Below are 12,791 nucleotides of genomic sequence, written 5' to 3' on the forward strand. Positions count from 1 at the left end.
CACGAGCAGGTATGCCGCCGGCCCCGACCGGCCGGGCGGTGGGCAGGTAAGAAGTTGGTCTAGAACCCGTCGCCATGATCTCGGTCGCTGCTATGTTCCGCCGGATTGGCAGTCACAGACCGGCGGAAGGCAAGCGGCTCATGCGCGCAGCACTCGGGCGGGTCGGGGGGATCGTGCTGGCGGCTGCGCTGGCCACCGGGGTCCTTGCCGCACCCGCGCAAGCAGAACCATCGACCATCACGGGGACCATCACCGCGGCAGCCACGGGGGAGAACCTGCAGGGGTGCGTGAGCGTCTACGACCTCGGCTACTCCTTCATCGCCTCGGGCTGCACCGACGACAGCGGTCAGTGGACCGCCGAGGGAGTGGAGACGGGGGTTGGCTACAAGGTCGAGGCCTACGCGTTCGACTCGCTCTACAAGGGACAGTGGAGCGGCGGGGCGAGCACGTTCGAGGACGCCGCGGTCGTCGAGGCTCCCACCCACCTCGACTTCCCGCTCGAGTACTCCCGCGAGGTCGGCGACTCGACCCTGTCCGGGACGATCTCCGCCGAGGACACCGGTGCCCCGCTCCAGGCGTGTGTGACGCTGGCCGACGAGGCCGACGGCTACGTCGCCTCCACGTGCGCGGGGGAGGACGGCACCTGGGCGGTGGGCGGCCTGGTCGCTGGCGCGGGCTACAAGGTCGAGTTCGAGGCGTATGACGACGTGCACGTGGGCGAGTGGGCGAATGACGCCACGTCCTATGCGGACGCGGACCTCATCACCGCGCCAGCCACCGTGGATGCAGCCCTGGCCACCGGCGGGCACCTGCTGGGGACGCTCACCCGGGCGGACGGGCGGCCCGCCGAGGGGGCGAGCGTGGGCATCTCGAGCTCCACCGACGACGGGACCATCGCTGCGTTCGCCTCGACCGACCAGGACGGCGGCTGGAGCGCGCTGGTGCGGCCCGGCGAGTACGTCGTCAACTTCGACGCGTGGCCGGCGAACCAGTACGCCTTCGGGAAGACGTCCCGCGACGACGCGGCGCGCTTCACCGTCGCCGCGGGCGACTCCGTGCGGGTCGATGACCAGTTCCTCGCCGCAGCCAAGGTCCAGGGCACGGTGACCAGCGACGCGACGGGTGGCCCCGTGGAGGGCGCGTGTGTCGCGGTGCTCACGCCGACCCAGGACCCGGACAACACGATGCAGGCAGGCGAGGGCTGCACCGGACCCGATGGCACGTACTCGATCGACATCTCGGAGCCGGGCGAGTACATCGCCGCCGTCTCCGACCCCGAGGGGCGGTACGCGGGCGAGTACAGCGGCAACACCCAGGCCATCGGCTCCGCGCAGACCTTTGCCGTCGACAGGGGTGCCCCGGCCACCGTCAACGCCTCGCTCGCGAAGGGCGCTGTCCTGACGGGCCTCGCCGTCGACGCCAAGTCCGGCGCTCCGATCCGCGACGCCTGCCCGGGCGCGTACTCCGGCCATGCGGGAAGGTACGTCCAGTTCTCCGTCCCGGTGTGCAGTGGCGCCGACGGCCGCTGGACCATCAAGGGTTTGCCGGCGGGTGACTTCGCCGTGGTCCTGAGCGTGTACACCCAGCCACGCACCTACAGCGACACGTGGGCCTTCAAGGCGACCTCGCAGGCAACGGCCGACCTCATCACGGTCGGCGCGGGCCAGGTCAAGAAGGTCCGCAACACCCAGCTCAAGCCGGGCGGGCGCATCTCGGGTCGGATCACCGACTACCAGGGGCAGCCGGTCGAGGGTGCCTACGTCAGCATCGACGGGGGCTACAGCGGTCGGGCCGGAGGGCCGAACGGACCGACGTACGCCCAGACCGGTGCTGACGGCCGCTACACGATCTACGGCGTCCCTGCGGGCGACCACACGGTCTTCGTGGAGCCCAGCCAGTGGGGTGGGCTCGCGCCCCTGTGGTCCGGCAACGCCGACCGCCGCGAGGACGCAGTCCCGCTGCGGGTCAAGGCGACGAGGACGTCGTCCTACGACGCCGTCCTGCAGCCCGGCGCCCAGATCACCGGAAGTGTCGTCACGGCCGACGGCCAGCCCACGACCGACTACTGGGTGGGCATCATCCGCACCACGTCGGGCGACTACATCGGTGACTTCGACGTCTACAACGGGAACACGTTCAGCTCGACGTCCCTGCCTCCGGGCGACTTCACCTTGGCGTTGACCCGGTACTCCGAGGAAGGCCAGGGCGAGACGGTCTGGTACGACTCGGCCACCTCCGAGGCCGACGCCACCACGGTGTCGCTCGGCCGCGGCGAGCAGCGGGAGATCACGATCCACCTCCCCTGACGTCACCACCCACGACAGGTATGCCGCCGTCCCCGGCTCGGGGACGGCGGCATACCTCTGCGTGGGGGCCGGTGGGCCGGCCGCACGGATCCCGTCGCGCAGATCCCGCACGAATCAGGGATCCCGGTGCGTCGGTGCAGGTCAGAGGGTTGATTGCCCGAGGCGCAAGGGCGCACCGCGGCTGTTTCGGGGCTACCATCAGAGGTGGCGAGGGCTTTTGCGATGTCAGTTGACGTTCACCTCCGTCTGCGGAGGTATGAATGGACACGCCAGGATGAACCGACTCGAAGAGGGTGACACGCTCGGCGGTCGCTACGTGCTCGGTGCACGGATCGCGTCCGGTGGCATGGCGGACGTCTGGGCCGGCACCGACACGGTGCTGCAGCGCACCGTGGCCGTGAAGGTCATGCGACCGGACACCGGGCACGAGGAGCTCTTCGCCCTCCGGTTCCGTGACGAGGCCGTGCACTCGGCGGCTTTGCTGCACACCAACATCGCGACCCTGTTCGACTACGGCGAGGACGACGGCCTGGCCTTCCTCGTCATGGAGCTCGTCAAGGGTGAGCCCCTGTCCCTGCTCCTGAAGCGCCGCGCACCCCTCGACCCGGCAGAGGTGCGCTCCCTGGTCGGACAGGCTGCCCTGGCCCTCGGCGTGGCCCACGAGGCCCGGGTGATCCACCGCGACGTGAAGCCGGCCAACATCCTCGTGCGTCCCGACGGACTCGTGAAGCTGACGGACTTCGGCATCGCGCGAGCCCTCGACGCCGCGGGTCACACCCGGGCTGGAGAGATGCTCGGCACGCCGGACTACCTCAGCCCGGAGCAGGCAATGGGCGAGGCCGCGACCGGGGCCAGCGACCTCTATGCCCTTGGGGTGGTCGCGCACGAGATGCTTTCGGGGAGTAGGCCGTTCGACAGGGGGACCCCGGTGGCGACGGCCCTCAGCCACGTCAACGAACCACCCCCGCCGCTGCCCGACGGTGTCCCCGAGGACCTCGCGTCACTCGTGAGGGACTGCCTGGCGAAGAATCCCGCGGAGCGTCCCGCGAACGCTCGTGAGGTCGCCTCCCGGGTCGGCATCGGCGACCACGAGATGGCCGGGCTGGCGCTGGGTCTGGCCAGCGCCCTCGACAGCTGGACCGAGGACGACTCGCCCGACACCGACGGCTCGGTCATCCGGTTCCCCGACCTCGGTGGTCCGACGATGGCCCTGCAGGCCGAGCCCGGCAGCGCCTAGGTCCCGCACAGAAGCGCCCACAGCAGACAGGTATGCCGCCGTCCCTGGCTCGGGGCGGCGGCATACCTCTGCCGGGTGGCGGGTGAGCCGCCGCGGGCTCAGCGGTAGTTGGTGAACTGGATGGCGAAGTCCAGGTCGTCCTTGCTCTTGAGCAGTGCCTGCACGGCCTGGAGGTCGTCGCGAGACTTGCTGGTGACGCGCAGCTCGTCGCCCTGGATCTGGGACTTGACCGACTTGGGACCCTCGTCGCGGATGATCTTGCCGACCTTCTTGGCGTTCTCCTGGGAGATGCCTTCCTGCAGGCCGAGCTCGAGTCGGTACTCCTTGCCGGAGAGCTGGGGGCCACGCTCGGGGACGTCGAGGTGCTTGAGCGAGACCTTGCGCTTGACCAGCCAGGTCTGGAAGACGTCGAGCACGGCGTTGGCGCGCTCCTCGGTGTTCGCCTTGATGATCACCTTGTCCTCGCCGCTGGCCTCGATGGAGGCGCCGACGTTCTTGAAGTCGTAGCGGGTCGCCACCTCACGCGAGGCGCTGTTGAGGGCGTTGGCGACCTCCTGGTGGTCGATCTTGCTGACGATGTCGAACGAGCTGTCGGCCATGGTGGCGTGTCCTTCCTGGGCGTCACGCGGCAGCCGCTGCGTCGGGTGGCTACCGGTTTCGGCATTCGTGGGTGTCCTTGCTATCCTTCCACGCGCACCACGGCAGGTTGCCCGAGCGGCCAATGGGAGTGGACTGTAAATCCATCGCGAAAGCTTCGAAGGTTCGAATCCTTCACCTGCCACCCAGTGCACGAGAGGGCGTCTGACCTGCGTAAACGCGGATCAGATGCCCTCTGTCGTTACCCGGGAGGGGTATGTGGAGCAAGAAGATTTGCGGCCGGAGCGCCAGGCCTCTGACCTGCGGAAACGCGGCGCCTGTTTGGGCGCGCGGGGAATGGGCGGGGAAATGTGGGGTCCGGAGGCCGTGACAGTCGGACTCACGCGCCGCGTGACCTGCGCGGACACGCGGGGTGGGGGTATGTAATCGCGATGGAGTTGCGCACCCTCCCTATTCCGCGCCGATGAGGCGCTTGGCGCGCGCCGCGTCCTGCAGTACCCGCAGCGGCGAAGTGAGGACGGATCCGTGTGCCAACGCCTCGTCAAAGTCGAGCGCGTCCACGAGTAGACGTCTGGCTGGGGTCGGCCGCGAGCCCTCCGACAACTCATTCTCAGAAGTGGGCGGACGCGCAGGTCGGGACCTCTTTTGGAGGTGCGTGCGGCTTCACGTGCTATAGCTCGCCAACGGAGGATCACATGGACTCCCCGCGCTCCTGCCGGCGTCATTGGCCCCTCATCAGCCGTCCAGAGAGGCTGGCTGGGTGTGGCATCGCCGGTTATGTTCTCAGCCCTCGATGACGCGGCGGGCGAGGTCCTGCCAGCCGGCGACGAATCGGTCCACGGCGAACCCTTCCAACTGCACGGCCTCCTCGACGATCACGGACTCCAGGGGTGCCAGAAGGGCCTTCGCGAGGAACTGCACGTCTCCGCGCACGTCCAGCTCGCGCAACAGATGTATGACGTGAAGCGTGGTGAACGATTTGGCGGCGACGGAGCGGCGGCCAGGCTGCCCCGCCGCCTCAATGAGGCGGGCCGCCTGGAGGTTGTACTCCAGGCGAGTGCGGCCGAATGCGACCAGTCGCTCCCAGGGCTCAACGCCGGGACCCAGGGGCGGCGGACCGCTCATCACCAGGGCCTGAAACTGTGCCTCTCCATGGTTGAGAAGTGCCGCCATGAGGCCAGCCCTGCTGGTGAACCGACGGAAGACGGTTCCCTTGCCGACGCCCGCCTCCCGGGCAAGCGCATCCATGGTCACCGACTCGACGCCGTTGTCCTCGACCATCCGGCGGGCGGCCGCGAGCAATGCCTCGCGGTTGCGTGCCGCGTCAGAGCGCTCGGGTCGGGGGCCCTCGAGCAGCGGGAGCGGGTGGCCACTCATGGCCGCAGTGTAGGGGTGGGAATATAAGCGGACCACGGTCCGTTTAGGTAAAGCCAAACCCTCACACAGCCTTCAGGAGCCCACCATGACCACTAGCGCCGCCACCCGCCTTGTTGTGCTTGTCGGAAGCCTGCGGAAAGACTCGTTCAATCGCCGTGTCGCCGAGGCGGTCGTCGAGCGCGCACCGCAAGGCGTCGAGGTCGTGATCGCTGACGGGCTGGGCGAGATCCCGTTCTACAACCAGGACCTCGACGCCGCGTCCGTCCCGCCTTCTGCCCAGCGGCTGCGGGAGCTGGTGGCTGGTGCCGACGGGGTGTTGGCCGTAACGCCGGAGTACAACGGCACCATGCCAGCGGTATTGAACAACGCAATCGACTGGCTGTCTCGGCCCTACGGGCGCGGCGCAATCACCGGCAAACCGTTCGCGGCGGTAGGCACGACGTCCAGCCAGTACGGCGGTAGGTGGGCGCACGACCACGCTCGTCGGTCGGCAGCCATCGCGGGTGCGGTTGTGCCGGAGCACATCGAGTTCTCGCAAACCACCACGGACGTCGATGTGCTGGGCGATGAGCAGGTCGTCAGCCGCCTGATCGCGGCAGTGGAGGCGCTAGTGGCGGTCGAGCCTCGGGCCCGCGCCGTCGCCTAGMTGTGATGTCCAGGGAGGTTGTCCCGCCCGTCGGTGAGTCGACCTGACAGGTGAAGGCCTCCGGTTGTGAAGTGGAGCTGTCTAAGAAACCGCTTCACGACCAGGAGGCCTTCATGTCCCACGCTAACGCTGAACTGACCCCACGCGCCCGTCTGCGGCTCGCCCGGCTGGTTGTCGAGCAGGGCTGGACGTACTCGGCGGCGGCCAAGATGTTCATGGTCGCCGCGGGTACCGCCAGGAAGTGGGCCCAGCGCTACCGCACCGAGGGCGCGGCGGGCATGCTCGACCGCAGCTCACGGCCACGCCGGATGCCGTCCAAGACCCCGCCGCAGGTCGTCCGACAGATCGTGCGGCTGCGCTGGCGCCACCGGCTCGGCCCGGTTCAGATTGCCGGGCGTCTTGGCATGCCCGCGTCCACGGTGCACGCGGTGCTGGTTCGGTGTCGGATCAACCGGCTGTCCCGCATCGACCGGGTCACCGGAGAGCCGTTGCGCCGCTACGAGCACGACCATCCCGGCTCGTTGATCCACGTCGACGTCACCAAGTTCGGCAACATCCCCGACGGCGGTGGCTGGCGCTACGTCGGGCCCCAGCAAGGGAAACGGAACAAGGCCACGACCGCGTTGCGCACCGGCCGCACCGACAAGGGCCATCCCAACATCGGCACCGCCTACCTGCACACCGTCATCGACGACCACTCCCGGGTCGCCTACGTCGAGATCTGCTCCGACGAGAAGGCAGCCACCGCGATTGGCGTCCTGCAACGAGCCACCGGCTGGTTCGCCGCTCGCGGCGTGACCGTCGAGCGGGTGCTCTCGGACAACGGGTCCGCCTACCGATCCTTCGCCTGGCGCGACGCCTGTGCTGAACTCGGGGTGACCCACAAGCGCACCCGGCCCTACCGGCCCCAGACCAACGGGAAAATCGAGCGGTTCCACCGCACCCTGGCCGACGGCTGGGCCTACGCCCGGTTCTACGACACCGAAACCCAACGCCGAGCCGCGCTACCCGGCTGGCTGCACTTCTACAATCACCACCGAGCCCACTCCGCACTCGGAGGCAAGCCACCGGTCACCAGACTGACCAACGTCCCTGGACATCACACCTAGCCCCTGCATGGTCGCCACAAGACTCGACGTCGGCACCGCATCACCTAGGCAATTCTGCTTCTCTTGAGGTTGCGGCTACTCCCGCCTGGCCTGCCCGCCGCATAAGAGAAGGAAATGCTGATGAAGTACTCCGTCCTCGGTAAGACAGGTTTGAAGGTGTCCCGGATCTGTCTGGGAAGTGCCACTTTCGGGGTGGCTCCCGCCGCGAAAGACGCCGATCGGCTCGTTCGCACTGCGATCGACGTTGGCATCAACTTCGTCGACACCGCCGACGTGTACGGCAACATGCCGGTTTTCGACCGGCCCGGCGCCCCAGCCGCCGCCGATCGTGAACCGGCCGAACAGATCCTCGGCCAGGCCCTCCGCGGCCGCCGCGACGAAATCGTGATTGCTACCAAGTGCAACGGCATCGTCGGACTGAACATCAACGACCGAGGCCTGTCGCGGCGCCACATCTTCCGCCAGGTCGAGACCAGCCTGCGTCGCCTGGAAACGGACTACATCGACCTGTATTACGCCCACGACCCCGATCCGGACACACCGCTGGCGCAGACCCTTGGGGCGTACGACGATCTCATCAGGCAAGGCAAGATCCGCTATGTCGGCTTGTCCAACCATCCCGCCTGGCAGATCATCCAAGCTCTGTGGATCGCTGACGACCGGCGTCATCAGGCGCCCGTTGCCGCTCAGGTGAAGTACAACCTCATCGACCGGGCAGCCGAACGCGAACTCGCACCGGCCTGCGAGCAGTTCGGTCTGTCCCTCGTCCCCTACGCTCCGCTGCATGGCGGGCTGCTAGCTGACCTTGGAGTTCTGGACCGCGAGGTGGCAGGCGACCGACGCTTTTCCGGAGCAGGCTTCACCGCCGCCGAAATCGCTATCGGCCGCGAAGTCGACCGGCTCAGCCGCAACTGGGAGCTGCGGCCGTACCAGGTGTCGTTGGCTTGGTTGCTGTCCCGCCCGGCGGTCGCCTCTGCGATCGTCGGCGCGGAATCCATCGAAGAGCTGCAGGCCAACGCCACCGCAGCCGAAGTCGAGCTCGAACCAGCGCAGCTCGACGCGCTGACCGCACTGACCACTGAGGCGGCACCCTTCCATCATCGTGCGGGCGACGGACCTGAGCAGACGCCCCCAGCGGGCTCGGGCACATCCCACTGAGAACGCATTCCGTCGCGACCCCAACGACCCTCGAGCCGCCAGCCGAGGATGCCCCCATCGACCTATTGATGACCGGTGACGAAACGCCAAGGCACTCGCTCAGGCGCGGTACGCACTATCCAGCGGCCGGCTCCATGGAGGGATCATGAACGGCCGTCTGCCACGCCTCGAGCTGTTCGCCGGAAAGTAGCCCGCGGATCACCGTGTCGGCGCAACCAGCGACGCCAGCGATGTTGGCGTTCTGTGAACTCTCGATCTGCAGACTCTCCGTCGCGAGCGGAAATGAGCGCTTGTCGACAGATCGACGGACCGGTTCTGTCAGGAGGTGTCCTGCCTTGCCTCCTACGCGGCCCCCGATGACGATCAAGGCGGGGTTGAAAAGGTTCGTTGCGCCGGCGACAGCGAGGCCGAGTGCTTCGCCGGCCCGGGCCATGATCTGCACGCACGCTTCGTCACCAGCCAGCGCGCCGGCGACGATGTGTTCGTCCCGGATCTGACGTGGCGGCATCCCCTCGAGGAAGGGACTGTCTCCTCTGCGCATCGCGGCGACACCGAACTTGGTTATCGCCCGCCCGCTTGCCAGCGTGCCCAGGCATCCGAAGTTGCCGCACCAGCAGACCAGAGACCGATCGTTGGAGATCGTCATGTGGCCGATTTCACCGGCCACGCCTGAGGCGCCCCGGTAGAGGACTCCGTCGCTGATCAGTCCCGCACCGATTCCGGTGCCCATCTTCAGATAAAGCATGTTTCGACACTCCTGGGTGGACCGCTCGCGCGCCTCACCTGCGGCCATCATGTTGACCTCGTTGTCGACCCATACGGGAACGTCGTACTTGGCTGTGAACCAGTCGGCCACCGAGAAGCCACCCCATCCACCGTCGCGGGTCGTGTCCATAGTCAGGCCGTCGGGCCCAACCGGGCCTAGCACGCCGACACCGATTCCCCGCAGGGGTCCACGGGCTCTGGCCGTGCTGGCCTCAAGCAACCGCGTGAAGACGGCCTCGGCCGCTGCCAGTGCTACGTCCGGACGCGCTCCCAACGGCAACCGGCGATGACGCGCCACAAGGACACTGCCGGAGAGGTCGGTGATCGCTGCCGCCAGGCCGGTGGCGCCGAGCGAGACCGCGAGCACGCTACCCGCGTCGGCAACGAAGTCGAGCCGACCAGGCGGACGGCCTCCTGTGGAGGCGACCGTCGGACCCTCGCGGACAAGGTTCATCGCAATCAGCTGATCGACCCGCTGGATGACGATCTTCCGGCTGAGCCCAGTCACGCGGACAAGGTCGGGTCGGGTGCTCGCGGTGCCCTCGCGGATCAGCCGAAGCACTTGCTCGAGGTGGGTATCGCTCGACGCGACAGGCTCGGTACTGACGGGCCGTTTTGACACGTGTCCTCCGGGTGTGGTCAGGCGTATTCCAAGGTTACATCCCTCGGGGTTACATCCTTTGCGGATAAAACCTTGACTTTTGGCTCTGAGGTACATATGTTCAGCGTCACATGGCGAGTTGGTCACCTACACCGATCGCCCGAATGGAAGCCGACGCAACCCGCACGTCGCGACTCGCACCCTTCCTGGCGCAAGAACAAGGACACCGATGTCTGGTCAGACGATGAAGGTCGCCGTCAACCCGCTGCCTTGGGTGCTCAGCGACGGCCGGTTCCAGCTGAGCCGCGCAGTCGTGGTCGACGCTTTGGCTGACCTGCGTGAGGTGGGTTTCCGCGCGCTACACGCCCAGGTGCCTGACGACATGACGGTCGTGGAGTACCGCCGGACCCTCGCGGACTACGGGTTCGTGCCGGCGCCCGGGTACTTTTCCGAGGACTTCGCGGAAGCGGGTTCTAGGCAGGAGGTCCTTGAGCGGGCCCGCCGTGCCGCCGAAGAACACATCGAGCTCGGGCTCTCGGAGATATTCATCGCGTCCGATATGGCGACGGAGCGGATGGCCCGTCCCGCCGTCGGGCACCTTGCGGATGACCAACGATTGAGGCGTCTCACCGATGGCATGGTGGCGGCCGCCGAGGTCATGCAGGTGGAAGGAGTCACCGCTGCGTTGCACTCGCACGTCGGCTCGTGGGTGGAGACGGAGGAAGAGATCCGGGCGGTCCTCGACTGGTCGGAGGGTTCTGCGTTGGCGTTCGGTCCCGACACAGGCCATCTGTTCTGGGGCGGCGCGGACCCAGCGCGCCTGGTGAAGGCCTATGCGGCGCGGGTGGCTTGCGTCCATATCAAGGACGTTGACGCCGCCGCGGCCGCAGCCGCCCGCGAGCAAGGAGACGACTACCAAACTGCGACCTCCGAGCGGCACGTGTGGTCCGAGCCCGGACGTGGAGACGTCGACCTCGAGGCCGTCATCGCCGCCCTGGATGGCTTCGGCGGGTGGGCGGTCCTCGAGGTGGACGTGCCGAACCTGCCATCGCGGGTTGAGAGCGCCCGTGCCGGCCTGAGCTACTTCGAGGCCAACCCGGCGTTCGAGGTCTCCGCGTCATGACGGGTACCGCCACGCTCGGCGTCGGCTTCCTGGGAAGCGGGCCGGTCACGCAGGCCATCCACCTACCCGCATTGGCGCGGCTGACGGACTTGTTCACCGTGCAGGCGGTGATGGACGTCAGTGAGGCCACCGCCGACGAGGTCGCAGCTCGAGTCGGCGCTCGAGGAACCACGTCGGTCGACGACGTGTTGCAGGACCCCACCGTGGACGTCGTCGCGGTCTGCAGCCCGCACCAGTTCCATGCCGAGCAGGTCATCGCCGCCTGCCGGGCGGGTAAGCGAGCCGTGCTGTGCGAGAAGCCGTTCGCGACCACCACCGACGAAGCGTCACGGATCGCGCAGGTGTCCCAGGAGACCGGGGTGCCGATCATCGTCGGCGCGATGCACACCTACGACCCCGGGTGGGTAGCGTTCACAGAGGCCTGGGGAGCAACCCGAGGAAGTGCGTCTCACATCAGGTGCTCGGTGGTCCTGCCGCCTAACCCTCGCTTCGAGGACTTCGCCACGGAAGTGACCAACCGCCAGCCGCCCCAAGAGTCCTCACCCCCGAACTCGGTCGACGATCGCGCGAACCGACTCCGTGGCGGGATCCTGGGCCTCGCCATCCACGACCTGCCTTTGATCCGTGCGTTCCTGACCACAACGGACGGCATCGTCGTGCACACGGCGCAGACGCTGAGTCCGTTCGGGTATCTGGTCGTCTTCTCCTGTGGCGACCAGGTCGTTGAGCTGCACGCCCACATGTCCGAGAACTGGAGCCCGAACTGGTTGTTGGAGGTGTACGCCGGCGACAGGGTCGGCTCAGTCAACTTCACCCCGTCCTATGTCCAGGCCGGCTCCGCGGAGGCAGCCATCAGCTCAGCAGGCCAACAGGTGCTTTTTGGGCCCAGCGGGCGAAACGGATACGTCGAGCAGTGGCAACACCTGTACGACCTCGCTCGGGGCCAGGCGCCCCGCTATTCCCCGACGGATCTGATAGCCGACCTGACCTTCGCCCTCGATCTCTCCGCGAAGGCAACCAGCGCGTTGGCGAGCAGCCCTGAACCGGCCGGTGCCCGATGACCGCCCTGCGGGTCAACGCCGGAACCGACGACGCTGTCGCCGGCGACATCCTCCCCGTCATCGCCTCCCTGCCCATCTCCTTGGTGGCCGCTGAATCTGAGAATGCGGCCGACCTGTTCGCCGTCCACGGCGGTCCTGGTTGGCTACAGCGAACCGCCGAATGCCTCCTCCACGAGCCGCGTGGATTGCTGATCGTCCAGCCGACGCCTGTCCTGGCGAACCAGGTCCCCGACGTACTTGCCATACCGGTGGTCGTCGACTACCGGTTCGCGGGGAACCCGGCCCTGGCCGCGGCGGCTGAGGTGTTCGTCGGCTGGCCCGCGGACGCGATGATCGAGATCGCGGCAACGGACCACGAAGCGTCAAATTTGGGTGCCACCCTCATCGACCAGCTTGCCACGCTGCGCCGCCTCGGTCAGCCCTTGGGGGACCTCCACCGACTGAGCTGGAACGGCAACGGCTACTACCTGCGCGCTTCGACGACCGCAGGATCCCCGGTACTTCTCAGTGCCCACGTCACCTCCGGCGCTCCGGCCTCCGTTCGAGTTAGGGGACTGGCCGCCACCGCCGCCATCGAGCTGGTCCTGCCGGACCCCGCCACCGCCCGACCCGCTGTGCTCGTCAGCACCACGCCGGGCGGCGCCACCACCATGCCCACCCTGTGGGAGACCTCCCACCGTGCGGCATGGCGCCGACTACACGCCGCCGTCAATGACGCCCGGCGGACGACCGACCTGGTCGAGCTGCGGGCGGACCTGACCTTGGTCAACAACGTTCTTCCAACGCCATGACCCCTGCCATGACCCAACTG

At 67.7% G+C, this 12,791-nt stretch carries 11 protein-coding genes and 1 tRNA gene; 9 read left to right on the forward strand and 3 right to left on the reverse strand.

The genetic code is table 11. The annotated features are described in order from the left end of the window. The first annotated feature begins 140 nt into the window (after positions 1-140). The gene (locus AC1DS4_RS12425) at positions 141-2,306 is read left to right on the forward strand and encodes an MSCRAMM family protein (RefSeq protein ID WP_477633199.1); all 2,166 of its coding nucleotides are present in this window, start codon (positions 141-143) and stop codon (positions 2,304-2,306) included. 274 nt (positions 2,307-2,580) lie between these two features. Then, positions 2,581-3,543, forward strand: coding sequence for a serine/threonine-protein kinase (locus AC1DS4_RS12430; RefSeq protein WP_477613663.1), 963 nt, complete (start codon positions 2,581-2,583; stop codon positions 3,541-3,543). 98 nt (positions 3,544-3,641) lie between these two features. Here AC1DS4_RS12430 and AC1DS4_RS12435 read toward each other — a convergent pair whose 3' ends face one another. Continuing rightward, positions 3,642-4,142 carry a YajQ family cyclic di-GMP-binding protein gene (locus AC1DS4_RS12435; RefSeq protein ID WP_477613910.1) on the reverse strand — a complete coding sequence of 167 codons (501 nt, stop codon included), beginning with the start codon at positions 4,140-4,142 and terminating at the stop codon, positions 3,642-3,644. A 101-nt stretch (positions 4,143-4,243) separates the two neighbouring features. Here AC1DS4_RS12435 and AC1DS4_RS12440 point away from each other — a divergent pair. Beyond that, a tRNA-Tyr gene (locus AC1DS4_RS12440) sits at positions 4,244-4,324 on the forward strand. Positions 4,325-4,923: 599 nt separating this feature from the next. Here AC1DS4_RS12440 and AC1DS4_RS12445 read toward each other — a convergent pair. Beyond that, positions 4,924-5,517 carry a TetR/AcrR family transcriptional regulator gene (locus AC1DS4_RS12445; protein WP_056924151.1) on the reverse strand — a complete coding sequence of 198 codons (594 nt, stop codon included), beginning with the start codon at positions 5,515-5,517 and terminating at the stop codon, positions 4,924-4,926. Between the two features lie 85 nt (positions 5,518-5,602). Between AC1DS4_RS12445 and AC1DS4_RS12450 the strand changes: the two genes are divergently transcribed. From AC1DS4_RS12450 to AC1DS4_RS12460, 3 genes are all read left to right on the forward strand, one after another. Next, positions 5,603-6,163, forward strand: a complete 561-nt coding sequence (locus tag AC1DS4_RS12450; RefSeq protein ID WP_056924150.1) for an NADPH-dependent FMN reductase — start codon at positions 5,603-5,605, stop codon at positions 6,161-6,163. A 113-nt stretch (positions 6,164-6,276) separates the two neighbouring features. Then, positions 6,277-7,272 carry an IS481 family transposase gene (locus tag AC1DS4_RS12455; protein ID WP_477633198.1) on the forward strand — a complete coding sequence of 332 codons (996 nt, stop codon included), beginning with the start codon at positions 6,277-6,279 and terminating at the stop codon, positions 7,270-7,272. A 120-nt stretch (positions 7,273-7,392) separates the two neighbouring features. Next, positions 7,393-8,430 (forward strand): aldo/keto reductase, encoded by a 1,038-nt coding sequence (locus AC1DS4_RS12460; protein ID WP_477633379.1) that lies wholly within the window; start codon positions 7,393-7,395, stop codon positions 8,428-8,430. Between the two features lie 115 nt (positions 8,431-8,545). Here AC1DS4_RS12460 and AC1DS4_RS12465 read toward each other — a convergent pair whose 3' ends face one another. Then, positions 8,546-9,703: an ROK family protein gene (locus AC1DS4_RS12465; protein WP_477596969.1), complete on the reverse strand. Its 1,158-nt coding sequence runs from the start codon at positions 9,701-9,703 to the stop codon at positions 8,546-8,548. 367 nt (positions 9,704-10,070) lie between these two features. Here AC1DS4_RS12465 and AC1DS4_RS12470 point away from each other — a divergent pair, with 367 nt between their 5' ends. Genes AC1DS4_RS12470 through AC1DS4_RS12480 form a run of 3 tightly spaced genes read left to right on the forward strand, consistent with a single transcriptional unit; the run spans position 10,071 to position 12,771 of the window. Beyond that, positions 10,071-10,919: a sugar phosphate isomerase/epimerase family protein gene (locus AC1DS4_RS12470; RefSeq protein WP_477646046.1), complete on the forward strand. Its 849-nt coding sequence runs from the start codon at positions 10,071-10,073 to the stop codon at positions 10,917-10,919. Beyond that, entirely contained in the window at positions 10,916-11,980 is a 1,065-nt protein-coding gene (locus AC1DS4_RS12475) for a Gfo/Idh/MocA family protein (RefSeq protein WP_477633380.1), read from the forward strand. The genes AC1DS4_RS12470 and AC1DS4_RS12475 overlap by 4 nt, the downstream gene beginning before the upstream one ends. Continuing rightward, positions 11,977-12,771: a hypothetical protein gene (locus AC1DS4_RS12480; protein ID WP_477633381.1), complete on the forward strand. Its 795-nt coding sequence runs from the start codon at positions 11,977-11,979 to the stop codon at positions 12,769-12,771. The genes AC1DS4_RS12475 and AC1DS4_RS12480 overlap by 4 nt, the downstream gene beginning before the upstream one ends. Positions 12,772-12,791: the final 20 nt, after the last annotated feature.

The sequence above is a fragment of the Pedococcus sp. P3_C7 genome (assembly GCF_056402615.1).

What these genes read in the sequence shown, in the direction of transcription:
- AC1DS4_RS12425 (WP_477633199.1), top strand. Translation starts at nt 141, where the DNA reads ATGCGCGCAGCACTCGGGCGGGTCGGGGGGATCGTGCTGGCGGCTGCG.
- AC1DS4_RS12460 (WP_477633379.1), top strand. Translation starts at nt 7,393, where the DNA reads ATGAAGTACTCCGTCCTCGGTAAGACAGGTTTGAAGGTGTCCCGGATC.
- AC1DS4_RS12455 (WP_477633198.1), top strand. Translation starts at nt 6,277, where the DNA reads ATGTCCCACGCTAACGCTGAACTGACCCCACGCGCCCGTCTGCGGCTC.
- AC1DS4_RS12475 (WP_477633380.1), top strand. Translation starts at nt 10,916, where the DNA reads ATGACGGGTACCGCCACGCTCGGCGTCGGCTTCCTGGGAAGCGGGCCG.
- AC1DS4_RS12480 (WP_477633381.1), top strand. Translation starts at nt 11,977, where the DNA reads ATGACCGCCCTGCGGGTCAACGCCGGAACCGACGACGCTGTCGCCGGC.
- AC1DS4_RS12430 (WP_477613663.1), top strand. Translation starts at nt 2,581, where the DNA reads ATGAACCGACTCGAAGAGGGTGACACGCTCGGCGGTCGCTACGTGCTC.
- AC1DS4_RS12435 (WP_477613910.1), bottom strand. Translation starts at nt 4,142, where the DNA reads ATGGCCGACAGCTCGTTCGACATCGTCAGCAAGATCGACCACCAGGAG.
- AC1DS4_RS12450 (WP_056924150.1), top strand. Translation starts at nt 5,603, where the DNA reads ATGACCACTAGCGCCGCCACCCGCCTTGTTGTGCTTGTCGGAAGCCTG.
- AC1DS4_RS12445 (WP_056924151.1), bottom strand. Translation starts at nt 5,517, where the DNA reads ATGAGTGGCCACCCGCTCCCGCTGCTCGAGGGCCCCCGACCCGAGCGC.